Source organism: Robertmurraya siralis (assembly GCF_005502275.1).
GTDB classification, from domain to species: domain Bacteria; phylum Bacillota; class Bacilli; order Bacillales; family Cytobacillaceae; genus Robertmurraya; species Robertmurraya siralis.
Map to the genome: position 1 here is coordinate 1 of NZ_SWLZ01000015.1, position 18,334 is coordinate 18,334.

The window sequence follows — 18,334 nt, forward strand, 5'->3', positions numbered from 1 at the left end:
AACAGGAAGTGTATGTGTATTTTGGAATGTTGACAAGTGGTTTTTTTAATTTATGCAGTACCTTCCAGGCACTGCATAAATTAAATGCCATAACCTACATTTTTATGATGCCATAGACATTTGTTAACAGCATCTTTTTTCATTTTTTTGGGGCAAGAGAAAGGATATGCCATGGGTAAAAGAGCCGACCCAGATTTTGAAGAACAGTTTTTTGAAGAAAGTAAAAAACGAGCAGCAATCATGAGAGAGATTCGAAAAATTTATGAGCAAGAAGGATTAATATCAGAAGAAATTAAGAAAGATGGTTATTATCACTTTAATGATGAGCAATCAGAGGTAATCATACAAAGAGTAAAAAATTTCGAAAATACTAATTTAGGAAAAAAGGTTGATAGGGCAGTCAATAAAATCCTTGAATTAAGAGATAAGAATATTGAAATCGAAGTAAAATATGTTGATAAAAGCTATGATGAGTTAGTTAGATTGCAGGATGAGGTCATTCAATATACAAAGGAAATGGGAATTAGTGGAGCGATATCTCTTTTTGAAGATAAAGGTATTATCGAATTAGCAACAAAAAATATCACAAGCTGTCAGAAGAAGTTTCTTGAAAAAAATTACGGAGATTATATAAAAATAACTGCTGATTATGAGGAGTCCTTTGAGGCTAAAAGTCAAGCTCCTTCCCAAGGATTTAAAAGTGCAGAAAGAAATAGTGGTAGTTCAGTTAAAGATAAGTATTACAATTCTATTAGGAAGTGTTACAGAGGAAATTGATCATGACACTGTACGTCCTTGTATATCAGGTTTTGAATCGATGAAATCAGGTAATACGATTTTTTTTGCTCCTTGGGCAGATGTGCAATCTAAATATGGTTTAAGTTGGTACAGTTCTTTAACCAACTGAGATTATTCCGATATTCTATTTAAAAAGCACTCACATTGAGCGCTTTTTCTTTTGTCCAAAACCATCTTGGGGGTGGGGTGGAATGTAATGCTTCACTGGGAAGAGATTAAAAAAGAACTTTGAAATATAAAAAATAACATTAGAGGAGAAACATGGAATTAAATAAGCTTTTTGATAGTTTTGTAGTTAAAATAAAAATTAAATTCTTCAATGAATTCTGCTGTGGTTGAATCAGGAAGGTATATTTTAGCTGCACCAATTTACTTAATAGAGAGTTAATCGGTTTTTTGAAAGCGTCTATTCTTACTTTTCATTAAACAGACCATCGTCTTCAGTTAATATAGAACTTTCAATTGTCGAAGTAGCTTGAATTTGATACTAAACGTAGAATGAGGGGAATGAAGTTATTGAAATTAATGGTCATTGCGGTTAATTAACTGGAGAAACAATATAAAATATTATGCGACATAAACAATAAGAGAAGCGAAACCGTCTGCTTCTCTTTTAGTGACGGGAATTCTAAAAATCCAGACTGGGGATAATTAGTATCTACCGCCAATATATGCAGTTCCCACAATGACTAGTAGGATGAAGAGTACGACAATTAATGCAAATCCTGCACCCATACCTCTTCCATCTTCGTAGCTCACAACTACACCTCCTTCAACAGAACGCAATAAACCATGGTTTAATAATAGATTCGTAATGCACATTGAAACTTACTAACAATTAAATTTTGGTCTATGATGCACAACTTCAGTTCTTCTTATTGGTTTAATTATATGCTTTGGTACGTCTATTACATTAATACGATTTACATGGATAACTGGATGAATGATTGGATGGACTCGTGTAACAAATTCATTTCTGACATGAATTCTTGGTGGGCAAATACGTGGTCTTGAGTGAGACATATTTATCTACACCTCCTTTTTATTTATTAAATGTCTTAACCACTAGAATTGAAACGGACAAATACATTACAAGCTTGAAAAAAGGTGAATTAATTGAAATTGGAAGTACCTAAAAAATTTCTTTAGGATGATATTGTTGAGTAACTTTGTAAAAAAATAAGTCTTATGTCTGAAATTTAATATTATTAAAAAAATTACTATTTACATATCATAGTAAAAGCCTGTGAAATTTTTTGTAGAAGGATAATGGTGGCTATTTAGGACGAGATTACAAAATTATTTTAGGATGCCAACTTTTTTGACTGAGAATGGATTTATCGATAGTTTTGTGGATGCAGATAAGTTGAAGAGGGCATTTTTCATTGATTCAACCGCACCTAGTCAGTCATATTAATGGGTTAATTCGTTCATTTAATTTACGATGTAAAGTGGCGGGGGAGAGGAAAGGAACATCAACTGTCACAACGGTGATACTATGATGCATTGCTCAAGCCCACAGTATGACTGTAAATGAGCTTTAATCACCGGACTTCGAGTGGAGTAAGTGTTTATAGTTAGAAAAACGCCTGTTTTATTACATAGTTGTATCGGAGAATACTCTATAGGGGATATCACAAATGAAAAATATGCTCTAAACACTAAAAGCCCCACCTTAGAGTAAGATGGGTTAATCAATGAGCAATCTAGTATAGGTCTGATAAGCTACAATTGCAGCAATGAAAGAGCCGATTAAGAATAATACAGATCCACCAAGTGTAAATAACCGACCAATATAAGTATTATAGGCTTCCTCAATTTATAATGAATTATTTCCTTCATAAATACACTTCCTAAATTAAAATAGGTGAGTACCCAAATTTAATTTATTCAATTCATCTGAGAAATGTTCAAAAAGGTGAAAATCGTTTAATTTTGGATATCAGTCATTTATTTTTGCGATACTTTTGCATCATTTTCAGGAATTCTCTTCATCAGACTTTCTCGACAGCAATGATATCAAAAGTTTTTTGTTACCGTGCACTAATACAATATACTTCATCAAATATTAAATAGTCCATCATAGCAGCTATGCCCGCATGCTCAGAAAACCATCAAGTTAAGTGTAACCCACTCTTTAATTAATCAGTTTTCTAATGAAAGGATGCCTCTGACGGGATTCGAACCCGTACTCCTTTCGTAAGCATAGGCTAGGGGAGAACACGCTTCCCTACGGACTTTCACCGGCTAGGAATTTCACCTGCCTCAGCTAATTTGCTTTTCGGTGCTTCTGAAACCCTTGCCTTGCGACCCGGTTCTACAATGTTTTCCGGCGCTCTTCCCTTCTAGAGCTACAGAGGCATTTCATAAATTATATTCAATATTTTATGAAGCATCAATATAAACTTTATTAGATAAGCTTTATTAACAGAATTGTTGATAAAACGATTTTTGCCTCATTTCGTGTGATGCTTGGTCTCGCACGCTTTTCCGTTAAACTGAAGGGTTTTTTGACAGGCATCTGTTTTTTTTGATGCGTATTAAATGGTAATATGCAAAAAAACAAACCCCTGAAATATCATTTTCAGAGGTGAGATTTACTTAGGTGATAATCGTTGTATCGCTTGTTGGCGCAAAGTTTGTGACAACTAGGACGACTGGAGATGCTGCTTCAATTGTTGAACCAGTAGGAACAGTTATCACTAATTGTCCTACACCAGTAGCACCTGGCGTGTAGGCAATTAAGTCATCCATTTGCAGCACACCATTTATATAAACATTAATGTAGCTATTGTCAGCCGTTAATTCTGGAAGTGTGTCTGCTGCTGCTCCAGTGTCAGTCCAGAAATCCTCAACCGCAATCGTTAAAGTACCATCGCCAGTAACTTGTTCTGCCGCTTCAGTGAAGAATCTTTCAACAGTTGGAAATGTGCTAATCGTCGAAGTTGCACTAATTGCTAGTTTCATAATCTGCAGGGGCAAGGTAACTCCTCCTTTCCAAGTTTTTACTATATTATGCCTGTTGTCATTTATTGACTAAACTTACGTATAGATAATGTAAGACCAAGCACATAATCTCGACCTATTTATATAATGTTGAAAAAGGCATGTATCGTGAGCATAAAGGAGGAAAGAAAAGGTGGCATCTAAAAATAGGGATCGCAATCATTTTATCAAACCCTTTTTGACCATTCCGTTAATTCCTCCTGTCATCTCCCGCCATCATCTTCCTAAAAAAGTGGAAGTATACGAATACTACACCGTTTCAGATGGAGAATCAAAATCATACAAAGAAGTAGATGGAATTCCTGAATTAGGGAAGCAGGTAATTCTTGCCCCCTCGCAAGTATCATATATGAATCTTTTTATTAACGGAGTGTTGCAGCCGAAGGACTGCTACGCAGTGCAAAAAGGAGAAATTACATTAAAAACAGAAGACGTGCCCCCGAAAGGTGCTCCGGTGATTTTGCAAATGTTAAAATTTTAATGATTGAGGGATAAGAAAAAGTAATCGTTGCCCTTTAGTAGTCTTTAGTTCTTCACGTCTTCGACTTATTTGTTTGCAGTCAGCCTAGAGCGGATAATATTGCTAAACTTTTCCCAGTTATTTTTTAGTTTCTGTCGATTGTTTTATCTCTATTCTCTTAAGCAAATATTCTGTTTGCAAAAAAGCAAAAAAGATAAAAAGGGGAATAAAGAGAAGAATGAGTTTGCGATGCCAATTTAAGTTATACTTCATATCAAGAGAAGAAGAGAGTAAGCTGACTAGAAATTGAGAAATAAGAGTGCTCATATAAAAACCCTTTCAAAATTTTTTCTTTTAATATGTAGTAAACGAAGAAAAATTATTCAAAAGGAACAAAAAAAGCAGGATAACCTGCTTTAAGAGATTGATAAGATTAGTGTATATGACGGTAAACACCGATAACTTTTCCTAAAATGGAGACGTTTCTCAAAATAATCGGTTCCATCGTTGAGTTTTCAGGCTGCAAACGAATATAATCTTTTTCTTTGAAGAAGCGTTTTACCGTTGCTTCATCTTCTTCAGTCATTGCTACCACAATGTCTCCATTACTGGCAGATTGCTGTTGCCTAACAATGACATAGTCACCGTCCAAAATCCCGGCTTCGATCATACTTTCTCCCATAATCTCAAGCATAAATACATGTTCGTCGTCTGCTGCAAAGCGCTCAGGCAATGGAAAATACTCCTCCACATTTTCGATTGCCGTAATCGGCAGTCCGGCAGTAACTTTTCCGACAATGGGTACATTTACTACTCTACTTTTCGGAATATTTGCTTCTTCATCAGCTTCTAAAATTTCAATCGCACGTGGTTTCGTTGGGTCCCGGCGGATGAGCCCCTTGCTCTCGAGTCTAGCTAAATGCCCGTGAACGGTTGAGCTAGATGCGAGGCCAACAGCTTCACCGATTTCTCTTACGGATGGCGGATATCCCTTTAGCTTGACCTCGTCTTTTATAAATTCAAGAATATCTTGCTGTCTTTTTGATAGCTTTACCATATTACACACCTCGAATTCTATTTCTTGCTTTGATTATAGCATGTATTTCCAACTGATACAAACATAAGTTCGAACTTTTTATTGACTAGAAACAAACGTTCGTATTATAATGAAATTAATAACGAACATATATTCTTAGTTTGAGGTGTGAAAGATGAAGAAACTATGGAATCAATATTGTTACGCAATTCTATTAATTGGTTTGAGCTTTGTACTCGCATTTGTGTTGGCAGAAAAAACGCCTACTTCTATAGAGGAAGATTATTTAACAATTAAAGTTGAGGAAGGGGATTCCTTATGGAAGTTTGCGGAAACGTACGCTGACGAACATCAGCTTTCTCCTGCTGAATTTATCAAGTGGGTAAAAAACGCGAATGAAATTGATGAGACAATCTATGTAGGAGACTCTATCGTCATTCCGGTTAAGAAAGATGGATTATATATTGCCAGCAGCCGAGAAGATGAATAGAAATAATTCAATGAAAGCAATTATTTACTGCCGTGTTAGTACAAATAAGGATACCCAAGAAACATCATTGGCAAGACAGGAAGAAGAATTATTGACCTTAGCTCAACAATATCATCTTGACGTTATTAAAGTGATAAAAGAAAAAGCGAGCGGCTATGATTATGAGCGTGAAGGCATCTTGGAGATGCTTTCTATCATTAAAGATCAAGATGTAAAAATTGTTCTTATTCAAGATGAAACAAGACTGGGAAGAGGCAATGCGAAAATTGCCTTGCTTCATTGTATTATGAAAGAGGGCGTTTCTCTTTTTTCAATTGCTCACAACGGAGAGCTGCAAATCTCCGAATCGGATTCAATGGTTTTACAAATTGTTGCAATGGTGGAAGAATACCAAAGGAAATTACATAATAGTAAAATTAAAAGAGGCATGAAGCGGGCTGTTAAAGATGGTTACGAACCTCAAAGAAACCTTAAAAATCTTGGTTTCAACAGTGGTAGAGAAAAGTTGGAGGTACCTTTAGAAGAAATCATTCGCTTGCGCAGAAATGAGTTGACTTTTGCTGAGATTGCTGCGACATTAAGAGGTTTTGGATATTCAGTCTCAAAAGCGACCGTTCATCGTAGATATAAGGAATATATGGATGATGTCAACAAACATGAAAACTAGGCTCTTTGCTTGTAATCACTTATAGATTCTAGTAATATGAAATTTACTAGTTTGGGCATAGAATGAAGACACGAATATTATGAAGAATCTATAGATGTAACAAACATAAAAAGGAGCTTAATTATGCTGTCAAAAGAAAAGTTGGCCAGAATTAATGAATTAGCTAAAAAGGCGAAGCAAGGGAGTTTAACTGAGGAAGAAGTGAAGGAGCAATCTGCACTTAGAAAAGAGTATTTGGAAACTTTTCGTTCGTCAATGTTAAATACGCTAAAGGGCGTTACAATTATTGATCCAAAAGGGAATGATGTTACTCCAAAAAAACTTAAGGAATATCAAAAAAGAAACAAACTTCACTAATTTTTTGAGGAATGCAGTGTACTGTATTCCTTTTTGTTATGGACACTTAGAATTGTATTCAAAAGTGGAAAAATAGGAACAAATTGCACTTTTTTGTTGAGAAAACAAATCGTCCGCTATATATTTAATAAGTAGAGTGGATTTCCTTTTGTTTAGAAATGATAGACATACGAGGTAATAAAACAGTTGCTTATGATCGAAAATTCACTTAGGTTTGGAATAATTAGGAGGGATAGAACAAATGTTTGGACAAGTAGATGCATTATCGGTTAACGCAATAAGAACATTATCCATTGATGCGATTGAAAAGGCGAATTCAGGGCATCCTGGTATGCCGATGGGAGCTGCCCCAATGGCATATACACTTTGGACGAGATATATGAACCATAATCCGAAAAATCCACATTGGTTTAACCGGGATCGGTTTGTATTATCTGCTGGACATGGTTCCATGCTTTTATATAGCCTTTTACATTTGTCAGGTTATAATCTTACTATCGAAGATTTAAAACAATTCCGTCAGTGGGGAAGCAAAACTCCTGGACACCCTGAATATGGTCACACTCCAGGAGTTGATGCAACGACAGGCCCGCTTGGTCAAGGAATTTCTATGGCCGTTGGAATGGCAATGGCAGAAAGGCATTTGGCAGCTGTCTATAATAAAGATAATTATGAGCTTGTTGATCATTATACATATAGCATTTGTGGCGATGGTGATTTAATGGAGGGAGTTTCAGCTGAAGCCGCCTCACTAGCCGGTCATTTACAACTGGGTAAACTTGTTGTCCTCTATGATTCAAATGATATTTCTCTTGATGGTGATTTAGATCGTTCATTCTCAGAAAGCATTGAGAAACGATTTAAATCGTATGGATGGCAATATATTCGCGTGGAAGATGGAAATGATCTTGAAGCGATTGCAAAAGCGATTGAGGAAGCAAAAAATGATCAAACTCATCCAACCATGATTGAAGTTAGAACAGTTATTGGCTACGGTTCACCAAACAAGTCCGGTAAGTCAGATGTTCATGGTGCTCCTTTAGGGGCAGATGAGTTAAAGCTAACAAAGGAAGCGTATAATTGGACTTTTGAAGAGGATTTTCATGTACCGAATGAAGTGTATGAACAGTTTAAAAAGCTGGTTGTTGAAAATGGCGAAAAGAAAGAAAAAGAATGGAATGCTCTTTATGCTTCATATAAAGTAGAATATCCAGAATTAGCCGTTCAATTCGAAACTGCTAATAGTGGCGATTTGGTTGAGGGTTGGGATAAGGATCTGCCAGTTTATGAAGAAGGTAAGAGTCTAGCAAGCCGCGCATCTTCTGGTGAGGCATTAAATGCCATTGCGAAAAACCTTCCGTATTTAATTGGGGGCTCTGCTGATTTAGCAGGTTCAAATAAAACTACGATTAAAGGTGTTGGAGATTTTACACCTGAATCATATGAAGGAAGAAATATTTGGTTTGGCGTTCGTGAATTCGCAATGGGGGCTGCGATGAACGGAATGGCTCTTCATGGAGGTTTAAAAGTATTTGGCGGAACGTTCTTTGTCTTCTCTGACTACTTGCGTCCTGCTATTCGTTTGGCAGCTCTGATGAATTTGCCTGTTACTTATGTATTTACACATGATAGTATTGCGGTCGGCGAAGATGGACCGACACATGAACCGGTTGAACATTTAGCCAGCTTAAGAGCAATGCCAAATCTTGATGTGTTGCGCCCTGCTGATGGAAATGAAACAGCTGCTGCATGGAAGCTTGCTGTAGAATCGACTACTCGTCCAACAGCCCTTGTACTGACACGTCAAAACTTACCTACATTGAATGGTACAGCAGATAAGGCATACGAAGGTGTATCGAAGGGAGCTTATGTTGTTTCACCTGCTAATACGGAAACTCCTGATGTACTTCTACTTGCCTCAGGATCAGAAGTATCATTAGCGGTTGAAGCGCAAAAATCTCTGCAAAATGAAGGAATCCATGCATCTGTTGTAAGCATGCCTTCATGGCATCGTTTTGAACAACAGACAAAGGAATATAAAGAAAGTGTTATTCCGAAAAATGTTAAGAAACGTTTAGGAATTGAAATGGCTACTTCGCTCGGATGGCACCGATATACTGGTGATGAGGGAGATGTCTTGGCTATCGATCAATTTGGTGCATCTGCTCCAGGAGAGAAAATTATGGAGGAATATGGTTTTACAGTTCAAAATGTTGTGGCGCGTGTGAAATCATTACTCAATCAATAAAAAATAGCTCGTTTTATAGCATGGCCGATTCGTTATTTGCGAATCGGTCATCGTTTTTCAAAGGAAATGAGTGATTTACAATGATTTCGACAAAAAAAGCGGAATTTTTCAACTATTTAAGACAAACATCCGCTTTAATTTTTACTATAATGAAAGAAAGGATGTGAAAGAAGGAGGAGATATGGTTGAGAAGTTATCAATTATACATAATTACAGATGAATTTGCCTCCCATTATTTTGGAAGAGAGTCTATGTTTTTTCAACTTTTTAAGGAATACGAATCGGCCTATGGAGAATTGTATTCGATCATTACTAAACAAATTATTTATATTACAAAGCCTATTCCTAGTATCAGACTTCATCAATACATTCAACAACAATTGCAAAATACGGCTGGATATTCGTTTGAGAACGGGATCTATCAAATTTCTTATGGTAAAAGCAGCTTCGCCAAACTAGAAATTTTTGATCGCTATTTAACCATTGATGCCAAAGGCAGTTATGAAGCAGAAACATGCTTTTTTGAAGTTTTACGGAAAAATGAAGGAGCTTTCTTAGCAATCGATTTATTGAATGATCGTTATGGTTGGTTGAAGCCTATAAAGGAACGGAAATTTGTTTAAACGATTAGATTTAAGTGATCGAAGTCGGTTGTAAGTAGGCAAAACGATTGAATAATGATTAAATTTCCGAAAACCTTTCATAAAGGTAGGAAAATTTGGTGCAAATATTGTATAATAGCCTTTGGTCTAGTACACTGTATGATAGACAACATGAAGGAGGAAATAAAATGGTTTGGTGGGGATATCTACTAATCGTAGTTGCTCTGCTTGGTGGAGTAGCGTTAGGATTTTTCATCGCTCGTAGATATATGATGAGCTACTTGAAGAAAAATCCGCCAATCAATGAACAAATGCTTAAAATGATGATGATGCAAATGGGGCAAAAACCATCCCAGAAGAAAATCAATCAAATGATGGCTGCGATGAACAAGCAGCAAGGAAAATAAAAGAATGAAATTGAAGCCACTTTATCTTGATGATAAGGTGGTTTTTATTTTGCACATAAAAATCACTAGCTTAAAAATGATTGATATGTTAAAATAGAACAAATGTTCTAATTGCGGAAAATATGTATGAATGAAGAAGTTGAATTTTAGCAAAGAACAAGTCATTACAAAATGAAAAATAGTCTTTCTAAATGCAATATTATTTGTTAAACTACGTTAGTTGACTAAAATTCAGAATCTTCTTTCAAGAATATCGCTATCTGTTACAGATGAACATTTCGCATCACAAATAATCAGTATTTTGTTGACGGAGGACAAAAGAATGAAAGTTTTTTTACAATTATCCTGGTTTTTTAAGCAAGAAAAAAAAGCATACATAACGGGGATTGTCCTCTTACTGATGGTAGCTTTTTTACAGCTTGTACCACCGAAAATTATTGGCATTGTCGTAGATGAAATTGACCAAGGAACGTTAGCAGCAGGCAAGCTATTGTTATGGATAGGACTGCTTGTAGGCGCAGGTCTTTCTATGTACGTTCTGCGCTATTATTGGCGAATTATGATTTTCGGTTCTGCGGTGAAGCTGGCACGCCAGCTGCGAAAGCAATTATTTGATCATTTTACAAATATGTCGCAATCGTTCTATCAAAGAAAAAGAACAGGGGACTTGATGGCGCATGCCACAAATGACTTGCAGGCAATTCAGCAAACAGCAGGATCCGGGGTGCTAACCTTAGTAGATTCTTTGGCAACCGGAGGCTTTGTCATTATTGCAATGGCAGCGACAATTAGCTGGAAGTTGACCCTCATTGCCCTTATTCCAATGCCATTAATGGCGATTTTGACGAGCTGGTATGGAAATTTGCTGCACCGCCGCTTTCATAAAGCACAAGAGGCATTTTCTGCTCTTAACGATAAAACACAGGAAAGTATAAGTGGGATTAAAGTCCTAAAAACATTTGGGCAGGAAAAAGAGGATATTGAGGATTTTCGCAGACAATCTGACGATGTGGTTAAAAAGAATATTTCTGTCGCCAAAATTGATTCTCTCTTTGACCCAACGATATCAATTGTAGTAGGAATCTCCTTTTTTCTTTCCATTGTCTTTGGGGCGCGTTATGTATTAAATGATGAGATTACGATAGGTGAACTTATTTCCTTTACAACTTACTTAGGGTTGTTGATTTGGCCAATGCTTGCGTTTGGTTGGCTTTTTAATATTGTAGAAAGAGGCAGAGCTTCCTATGACCGTGTTTCCCGGTTATTAGCTGAAAAGACAGAGGTATTAGAACAGAAGGACGCGCTTGATTTGATTCCGAGTGGAAAGATTGGCTTTCAAATTGCAACATTTATATATCCGGGTGAAAAAGAACCCGTTTTGCAGGATGTTCGTTTTTCTTTAAAACAAGGCGAAACATTAGGGATTGTAGGAAAAACAGGTGCAGGAAAGACAACATTATTAAAGCTTCTTATTCGTGAGTTTGATTTGAAAAATGGCAAAGTTACTTTTGGGGGAAGAGCGATCACTGAATATAAAATAAAGAAATTAAGAGAGGCAATCGGTTATGTACCTCAAGACCATTTTTTATTTTCAGCTACGATTCGTGAAAATATTGCCTTTACCAACCCCTTGATTGACGAGGAAAAAATTTTTAAGGCCGCTAAAATTGCTAATATTCATGATGATATTCTTGAATTTACAGATGGTTATGACACGATTGTTGGCGAAAGAGGAGTTTCTCTTTCCGGCGGTCAGAAGCAGCGTATATCGATTGCCAGAGCTCTGTTATTGCAACCGGAAGTATTAATATTAGACGATTCTTTATCTGCTGTTGATGCGAAAACGGAGGAAGAGATCTTACATGCGTTAAAACATGAAAGGGAAGGGAAAACAACGATCATTACAGCACATCGTTTGAGCGCTATTCAACACGCAAATCTTATCGTCGTATTGGATGAAGGCAAAATTTTAGAAAGAGGTACCCATGAGGAGTTAATGGAAATGGATGGTTGGTATAAGGAAATGTATGTACGTCAGCAGTTAGAAGAACTCGTGGAGCAGGGAGGTTCACTTTATGGAAAATAACAGTAGCAGTGAGCAAAGACGGGTCTTACTCCGCCTACTTGCTTACACAAAGCCTCATGTAAAGACGATTGTACTTGCTTTTATGCTGCTTCTCATCGCAACAGTTGGAGATATTCTTGGGCCTATTCTCGTGTCCATTTTTATAGATGATTACTTAAGACCAAGGAATATTGTTTTTGAACCGCTCCTTATTCTTGGGGCTTCCTACATGGGCATACAAATTATAAATGTGCTTGTTTCATACTTTCAACTTCTAAAGTTTCAAGAAATTGCTTTGAAAATCATTCAAGCAATGAGAGTGGACGTTTTTGCGAAAGTGCAATCATTAGGATTGAGGTACTTTGATAAAACACCAGCTGGCAGCATCGTATCAAGGGTAACAAATGATACAGAAGCGATTAAAGAAATGTTTGTGACTGTCCTTGTTACGTTTATTCAAAGCGGTTTTTTAATGGGTGGAATCTTAATTGCAATGTTTGTACTCAATGTAAAGCTTGCACTATTTTGCTTATTGATTCTGCCGGTTCTTTATTTTATTATTCGTACTTATAGACGTTTGAGTTCAAAGTTTTACCATGATATGAGAGAAAGGTTAAGCCAGCTTAATGCAAAGCTTAGTGAATCCATTCAAGGAATGGGCGTAATCCAAGTTTTTAGACAGGAAAAAAGGCTTCGGAAAGAATTCGAGGAGATAAATGAGAAGCATTTTTTTGCTGGCATGAAAAATATTCGTGTGGATGGGCTTTTGCTCAGGCCAGCTATTGATTTAGTTTATATTGGTGCGCTTATTTTAATTTTAAGCTTCTTCGGCATTACTTCATTTAACAGTCCTGTCGAAATTGGAGTTTTGTACGCGTTTATTAATTATCTTGATCGTTTTTTTGAGCCGGTTAACAATTTAATGGCTCGACTTTCTTTATATCAACAAGCGATTGTAGCGGCTTCAAGAGTTTTTACATTATTAGATGAAGAAGAATTAGCACCTCAGCAGGCCCTAACAGGAGGAAAAATGACGAACGGTCAAATTGAATTTAAAGATGTCAGTTTTTCTTATGATGGAAAAAGAGATGTTTTAAAAAACATTTCATTTGTCGCAAGACCGGGTGAAACAGTAGCACTTGTCGGACACACTGGCAGCGGGAAAAGCTCGATTATCAATTTAATGATGCGATTCTATGAATTTGAGCGCGGAGAAATACTTATCGATGGAAAATCGATTAGAAGTTACCCACAGGATGAATTAAGAGCAAAAATCGGCCTTGTTCTTCAAGATCCATTTTTATTCTACGGGACTATCAAGGAAAATATCCGGCTTCACAACGGTGAAATAACTGAGGAAGAAATTGTAGAGGCAGCTGAATTTGTTCAGGCACATCACTTTATAGAGAAACTTGATAATGGATTGGAACACCAAGTGGTGGAACGTGGTTCGACTCTTTCGAGTGGTCAACGGCAATTGATTGCTTTTGCGCGTACGATTGCTGCCAATCCGAAGGTTTTAGTGCTTGATGAGGCGACTGCAAACATTGACACAGAGACAGAGGAAGCGATTCAGGTAGCTTTGGCTCGCATGCGGGAGGGACGAACGACGATCGCCATTGCCCATCGCCTTTCTACTATTCAAGATGCAAATCTCATTCTTGTATTGCATCATGGAGAGATTGTTGAGAGAGGAACACATCAGGAATTGTTAGCCAAAAAAGGGCTGTACCATAAAATGTATTTACTACAAAATGGTGTTACGGAAAAGTTGGAGGATGTGGTAGGTTAAGTGGCATGTAAGATTGACACAGGATGTTCATATTCTATTCCATATCATTTTAAAGGGATATTTGTTAAAATGGATAAGTAAAAAGACCATTTTCAGGAGTTGTTGTCATGACAGATGTGAACGTCTTTCTTGCATTCGGGGCTGGCTTCCTTAGTTTTATTTCACCTTGCTGCTTGCCATTATACCCGGCGTTTCTCTCTTATATTACGGGAATGTCAGTGGGTGAATTAAAAAATGAGAATGCAATGCTGCAAAGAAGGAGCCTTTTACACACGCTTTTTTTCCTATTAGGATTTTCGGTTATTTTTATAGCGATAGGCTTTAGTACAAGTTTCATTGGGGAATTTTATACTCAATATAAAGACCTTATTCGCCAATTAGGAGCGATTTTGATCGTGTTCTTTGGCCTTATGGTTGTCGGAATATTAAATCCTGAGTTTTTAATGAAGGATCGAAAATTTGAATTTAAAAATAGACCCTCTGGCTACTTTGGTTCTATTTTAATTGGGATTGCGTTTGCAGCAGGTTGGACTCCGTGCACAGGTCCAATCTTAATGTCGGTCATCGCTTTAGCAGCAGCTAATCCTAGCTCCGCACTTGTTTATATGGTCGCCTATATTCTTGGATTCGCGATTCCGTTTTTTGTCCTTTCTTTCTTCATTGGAAAAATGAAGTGGATCAGGAAGCATAATATTTTAATCATGAAAATTGGTGGCTATATTATGATTGTGATGGGAATTGTGCTGTTCTTTGATTGGATGACGAAGATCATTGCTATGTTTTCTGGTTTATTTGGTGGTTTTCTCGGCTTTTAATAGTTTCAAGACATGACTTTTAACCCTGTTAGAGCTACTGTAATTGGATATAAATTGGCAAATTAGTAAGAAATTTGTCGGATACTATTCATTGAAGTTTCTAACTTTTTCCTTTATATTATTATTGAATCTATTTCATGTTTAAAAGCGAGCGCTTATTTGTTTTTAACAAATTTTATTTGCTAATATTGTTTGCTTTTTAATGGTTATCATACTTAGTGAAATCGATTCGTTGAAGTATTTTTTTAGTAACGCAAATTGAAGTTGATAGATGCACTTACTAGAATTGGAAGAAGTTAGCCATCAGGATATCTTCTTCGTGAAGTAGCTTTTGTTAAAGATAAATCTATCATGGATATTCTTTTGTGTTAGTTCTGGGGGTATACAACGATGGCGAGAATATTAATAGTCGATGATGCAAAGTTTATGAGAATGACTTTATCGAATATTTTGACAAAAGCAAACCATGAGATTGTCGGTGAAGGCGAAAATGGAAGGGATGCTGTTGAACTTTACAGACAGCTCACTCCAGATCTAGTTACGCTAGATATTACAATGCCAGAAATGAGCGGTCTTGATGCAATAAAGGAAATTAGAAAAGAATTTCCACATGCGAAAGTGATCATGTGTTCAGCGATGGGACAGCAAAAAATGGTGGTTGAGTCGATTGAAGCAGGAGCAAAAGATTTTATTGTTAAACCTTTTGATGAAGGAAGAGTTGTAGAAGCAGTCAACCGGGTGTTAAGCTAATGAAAAGCCATTTAAGGGAATAGCCTTGAATGGCTTTTGTGCGTATTTTAAAAATGGTGTAAAATTCACTCAGATGAGACAAATCCTTGTCTCTTTTGTTCATTATTTAGTATATAATGATAGGGAGTATCTTGATAAAAAGCGTCGAATCTTTTTATTGAAGTACTGTGGACTGTTTAAATTAAGAGTAAAGGATGTCTCCTATGGACTATGTAGTCATTACATCAATTGGGGCGGTATTCATGGCGATTTTCGCTATGATTGTACGGATGAAAGCTGCCAAAAAACCTGTATCTGCGAAAAAGATTATTTTGCCACCTATTTTTATGAGTTCGGGTGCATTAATGTTTATTTTTCCAATGTTTCGCGTTACTCCATTAGAACTGATTGAAGCAGTAACAGTAGGCTTGCTATTTTCGATTTTACTCATTAAAACATCTAAATTTGAGATTCGTGATAATGATATTTATTTAAAACGCTCGAGAGCGTTTATCTACATTTTAATAAGCCTCCTTGTTATCAGAGTGCTTGCCAAACTCGTTTTAAGCGCAACGATCGATGTCGGTCAATTGGGTGGAATGTTTTGGATCTTAGCGTTTGGTATGATCGTTCCTTGGAGGATTGCGATGTATGTAAACTATCGGAAACTGCAGCAGCAGTTATTTGACGATGTTCCAACAAAGACCGTATAACAAGAGGCTGGCTTTAACTAACGGGTTCGCTTCTTGAGTGCAAAATTGAAAAAAGACAATACAAATGGGGGTTCAATTTGCAAAATGAATTGGACCCCCATTATTACATTTTAAAACAAGAGCTTGGAATATTATGTTAAAATATTGTAAAGGAGGCTACATATGAAAAGATTAAAAGGAAAGAGGTATATAATTTCTATCTTATTCATTTTATCAGTAGTACTAATAAGTTGTACTTCAAGCCCAACCTTCGAACTGTATGAAGGACATCCATTAAGAATAGCAGTAGTAGGAGAACAACCAGACGTAAAAGAGGAACAAGTTAAATTTACAGAAGTTTCATTTGATGAAATGACAACGGAAAAATTAAAGTCTTATGATGCGGTCTTTATTAGGGAAGATAAGCTTTCAGAGGCCTCTGAAAGCCAATATACAGATATTTATCTGAATTCAACAATTCCATTTTTCTTTATTGGAACTGACAATTTTCTTCCTTTTACAGAGAACGAATTGGAGTACGACAAGACCTCGAATTGGACTGCTGGCACTAGTTATGCTGTTGGCGTTCTTACATCACAAGAAGATGATACATTAAAAAAATGGAAATATAGTTTGTACAATGATGAAAAGACTGATGAACACATTGAAGAAATGTATTCAAGAATTTTCACAACAATTGATGAACTAAATCAAAAATAGCAAATAGGAGCATAATGAATATGCTCCTATTTGCTATTTTTGGTTGTTGAGGAAATATAGATTTCACAGTTGCGTATAACTCTTTCAGTGAGTGTATCTACGTGCAGCGCAAGCAGCCAAAGCCCAACAAACATTGGTTATTTGAATTTTTACAACCTACGATAAGTCAACTGGAGGTGCTAGCATGATAGGTTTCCTATATCGAAAGAACTACCCCTTTTAAGTTTGTACGACGTCCTGTGTTTTTGTTCTCAGTTCAGTACTACTTTAAGACATTGTGCTGTTATCGTTCAGTGTGTAACCCATTCATGATAAACAAGACTTTCTTTAACCCTATCAACTTTTAAAATAAATGCTGATAGGGCGTAATATCGATTTTTTTTTCATTCAGTTTCTTTAATAGAAATTTATGGTCTCTTTTTGGTGTCGCTAATATGTATCCGCGAATTACTAAGTCTTCTGTCACCTTGTCTCGTTTTTCATTTAAAGTGAGCTCACCTATTTTTCCAGCAATTTTATGCCTTGCCACATCCCGAAATAGTTCAGGAACAGGACTTACTAAATCTTCGAGTAATTCCTTTTGCTCTTCAGTCCATAAATGTCTAGTTTGATTTACGTAGTATTCTTCCCATTCCATGTCCGATTTCCCATCTTCTTTTGGAAGTTTTTTCAGGAATTTTCTGAACATAAAATAACCACCAATAGCCATCGCTCCAGTGAACACGAAAACCCAAATGACAATAAACCAAGCAAACCAACCTTCTAGCATCACATTCACCTACATTAAGTATCATATCACCTATATTATAGACGTTATGGCAATGATTAGACAAGGCATGAGTATTCAAGTCAAACATAACATCCAAACATGAAAAAAAGCTCCTATGAAGTCGGGCGCTTTAAAAACAATAATTTTATTGGCGGGACTGCCTGGGAATCGAACCCAGCTATCCTGGCACGCAGGACACAGACGGTTTTGAAGACCGCGGAGGACACCAGTACCCCATTCAGCCCCGAATTGAACAATTATCATTATACCGAGAAAGATATGCTCTTACAATAATAATTAGGGATTTCATCCTGTGTAATTGGAGTTTTTCACATTATTGTAATAAATACCTTTAATATAAGTGTTTTCATGTTTACTTTAACGATCTTACTTATCAAGCCATTTTGATTCATTTTGTCCTCGGTGAAGGGAAGGACAAACCAAGCAGCATTCTATAATATAGCTGAAGAAAGAGAGAAATTATGCAGATCCTATCATATTTTAGTAGAATTTAGGAATTTTATAAGTGTTTTCCAGTTTCATTACAATAATTACCGCGAATAAATCATAAAGTTCGAATTTTAGTAACAAAATTGATGTGCTTGCAAATATAACTGCATGTATCATTAAATTGACAGCATTATATTTTTCTCCTCTTAGAGCATGAAGAGTGATTTTAAT

At 36.4% G+C, this 18,334-nt stretch carries 19 protein-coding genes and 1 tRNA gene; 15 read left to right on the forward strand and 5 right to left on the reverse strand.

Annotated elements, in window-relative coordinates:
* The first annotated feature begins 120 nt into the window (after positions 1–120).
* A complete protein-coding gene (locus FCJ93_RS15945; RefSeq protein ID WP_137744161.1) occupies positions 121–777 on the forward strand; it encodes a hypothetical protein in 657 nt (218 codons plus the stop codon).
* Positions 778–1,449: 672 nt separating this feature from the next.
* Here FCJ93_RS15945 and FCJ93_RS25305 read toward each other — a convergent pair.
* Complete coding sequence (locus FCJ93_RS25305; protein ID WP_137744208.1) at positions 1,450–1,533, reverse strand: YjcZ family sporulation protein; 84 nt, start codon at positions 1,531–1,533, stop codon at positions 1,450–1,452.
* Positions 1,534–1,802: 269 nt separating this feature from the next.
* On the opposite strand from FCJ93_RS25305, the gene FCJ93_RS25690 reads away from it, so the two are divergent.
* Positions 1,803–1,934, forward strand: coding sequence for a hypothetical protein (locus tag FCJ93_RS25690; RefSeq protein ID WP_268951597.1), 132 nt, complete (start codon positions 1,803–1,805; stop codon positions 1,932–1,934).
* Positions 1,935–3,399: 1,465 nt separating this feature from the next.
* On the opposite strand, the gene FCJ93_RS15960 is transcribed toward FCJ93_RS25690, so the two are convergent.
* The gene (locus FCJ93_RS15960; RefSeq protein WP_095308308.1) at positions 3,400–3,780 is read right to left on the reverse strand and encodes a DUF4183 domain-containing protein; all 381 of its coding nucleotides are present in this window, start codon (positions 3,778–3,780) and stop codon (positions 3,400–3,402) included.
* A gap of 157 nt (positions 3,781–3,937) precedes the next feature.
* Between FCJ93_RS15960 and FCJ93_RS15965 the strand changes: the two genes are divergently transcribed.
* On the forward strand, positions 3,938–4,285 hold the full coding sequence (locus FCJ93_RS15965; RefSeq protein WP_137744163.1) for a DUF4183 domain-containing protein: 348 nt from the start codon (positions 3,938–3,940) through the stop codon (positions 4,283–4,285).
* Between the two features lie 412 nt (positions 4,286–4,697).
* Here the strand turns inward: FCJ93_RS15965 and lexA are convergent, their stop codons facing one another.
* Positions 4,698–5,321, reverse strand: coding sequence for a transcriptional repressor LexA (gene lexA, locus FCJ93_RS15970; protein ID WP_095308320.1), 624 nt, complete (start codon positions 5,319–5,321; stop codon positions 4,698–4,700).
* A gap of 154 nt (positions 5,322–5,475) precedes the next feature.
* On the opposite strand from lexA, the gene yneA reads away from it, so the two are divergent.
* The 12 genes from yneA (at position 5,476) to FCJ93_RS16030 (ending at position 16,884) form a co-directional block, all read left to right on the forward strand.
* Positions 5,476–5,790, forward strand: a complete 315-nt coding sequence (gene yneA, locus FCJ93_RS15975; protein WP_095308327.1) for a cell division suppressor protein YneA — start codon at positions 5,476–5,478, stop codon at positions 5,788–5,790.
* A 10-nt stretch (positions 5,791–5,800) separates the two neighbouring features.
* Positions 5,801–6,457: a YneB family resolvase-like protein gene (locus FCJ93_RS15980; RefSeq protein WP_095308727.1), complete on the forward strand. Its 657-nt coding sequence runs from the start codon at positions 5,801–5,803 to the stop codon at positions 6,455–6,457.
* 123 nt (positions 6,458–6,580) lie between these two features.
* On the forward strand, positions 6,581–6,814 hold the full coding sequence (locus tag FCJ93_RS15985) for a DUF896 domain-containing protein (RefSeq protein WP_137744164.1): 234 nt from the start codon (positions 6,581–6,583) through the stop codon (positions 6,812–6,814).
* A 241-nt stretch (positions 6,815–7,055) separates the two neighbouring features.
* Positions 7,056–9,062 carry a transketolase gene (tkt, locus tag FCJ93_RS15990; RefSeq protein WP_137744165.1) on the forward strand — a complete coding sequence of 669 codons (2,007 nt, stop codon included), beginning with the start codon at positions 7,056–7,058 and terminating at the stop codon, positions 9,060–9,062.
* Between the two features lie 185 nt (positions 9,063–9,247).
* The gene (sirA, locus tag FCJ93_RS15995; protein ID WP_095308347.1) at positions 9,248–9,685 is read left to right on the forward strand and encodes a sporulation inhibitor of replication protein SirA; all 438 of its coding nucleotides are present in this window, start codon (positions 9,248–9,250) and stop codon (positions 9,683–9,685) included.
* Between the two features lie 167 nt (positions 9,686–9,852).
* A complete protein-coding gene (locus tag FCJ93_RS16000) occupies positions 9,853–10,071 on the forward strand; it encodes a YneF family protein (RefSeq protein WP_095308355.1) in 219 nt (72 codons plus the stop codon).
* Between the two features lie 322 nt (positions 10,072–10,393).
* Positions 10,394–12,157 (forward strand): ABC transporter transmembrane domain-containing protein, encoded by a 1,764-nt coding sequence (locus FCJ93_RS16005; protein WP_137744166.1) that lies wholly within the window; start codon positions 10,394–10,396, stop codon positions 12,155–12,157.
* Positions 12,147–13,928 (forward strand): ABC transporter ATP-binding protein, encoded by a 1,782-nt coding sequence (locus FCJ93_RS16010; protein ID WP_137744167.1) that lies wholly within the window; start codon positions 12,147–12,149, stop codon positions 13,926–13,928. Before FCJ93_RS16005 ends, FCJ93_RS16010 begins: the two co-directional genes overlap by 11 nt.
* A 107-nt stretch (positions 13,929–14,035) precedes the next feature.
* A complete protein-coding gene (locus FCJ93_RS16015) occupies positions 14,036–14,743 on the forward strand; it encodes a cytochrome c biogenesis CcdA family protein (RefSeq protein ID WP_137744168.1) in 708 nt (235 codons plus the stop codon).
* A 390-nt stretch (positions 14,744–15,133) separates the two neighbouring features.
* On the forward strand, positions 15,134–15,493 hold the full coding sequence (locus FCJ93_RS16020) for a response regulator (RefSeq protein ID WP_137744169.1): 360 nt from the start codon (positions 15,134–15,136) through the stop codon (positions 15,491–15,493).
* Positions 15,494–15,696: 203 nt separating this feature from the next.
* Positions 15,697–16,185 (forward strand): CcdC family protein, encoded by a 489-nt coding sequence (locus FCJ93_RS16025; RefSeq protein WP_095308385.1) that lies wholly within the window; start codon positions 15,697–15,699, stop codon positions 16,183–16,185.
* Positions 16,186–16,347: 162 nt separating this feature from the next.
* On the forward strand, positions 16,348–16,884 hold the full coding sequence (locus FCJ93_RS16030; RefSeq protein ID WP_137744170.1) for a hypothetical protein: 537 nt from the start codon (positions 16,348–16,350) through the stop codon (positions 16,882–16,884).
* Positions 16,885–17,227: 343 nt separating this feature from the next.
* Here FCJ93_RS16030 and FCJ93_RS16035 read toward each other — a convergent pair whose 3' ends face one another.
* Positions 17,228–17,653: a DUF2621 domain-containing protein gene (locus FCJ93_RS16035; protein WP_095308394.1), complete on the reverse strand. Its 426-nt coding sequence runs from the start codon at positions 17,651–17,653 to the stop codon at positions 17,228–17,230.
* Between the two features lie 149 nt (positions 17,654–17,802).
* Positions 17,803–17,899: transfer RNA gene (locus tag FCJ93_RS25040), tRNA-Sec, on the reverse strand.
* Between the last annotated feature and the right edge of the window lie 435 nt (positions 17,900–18,334).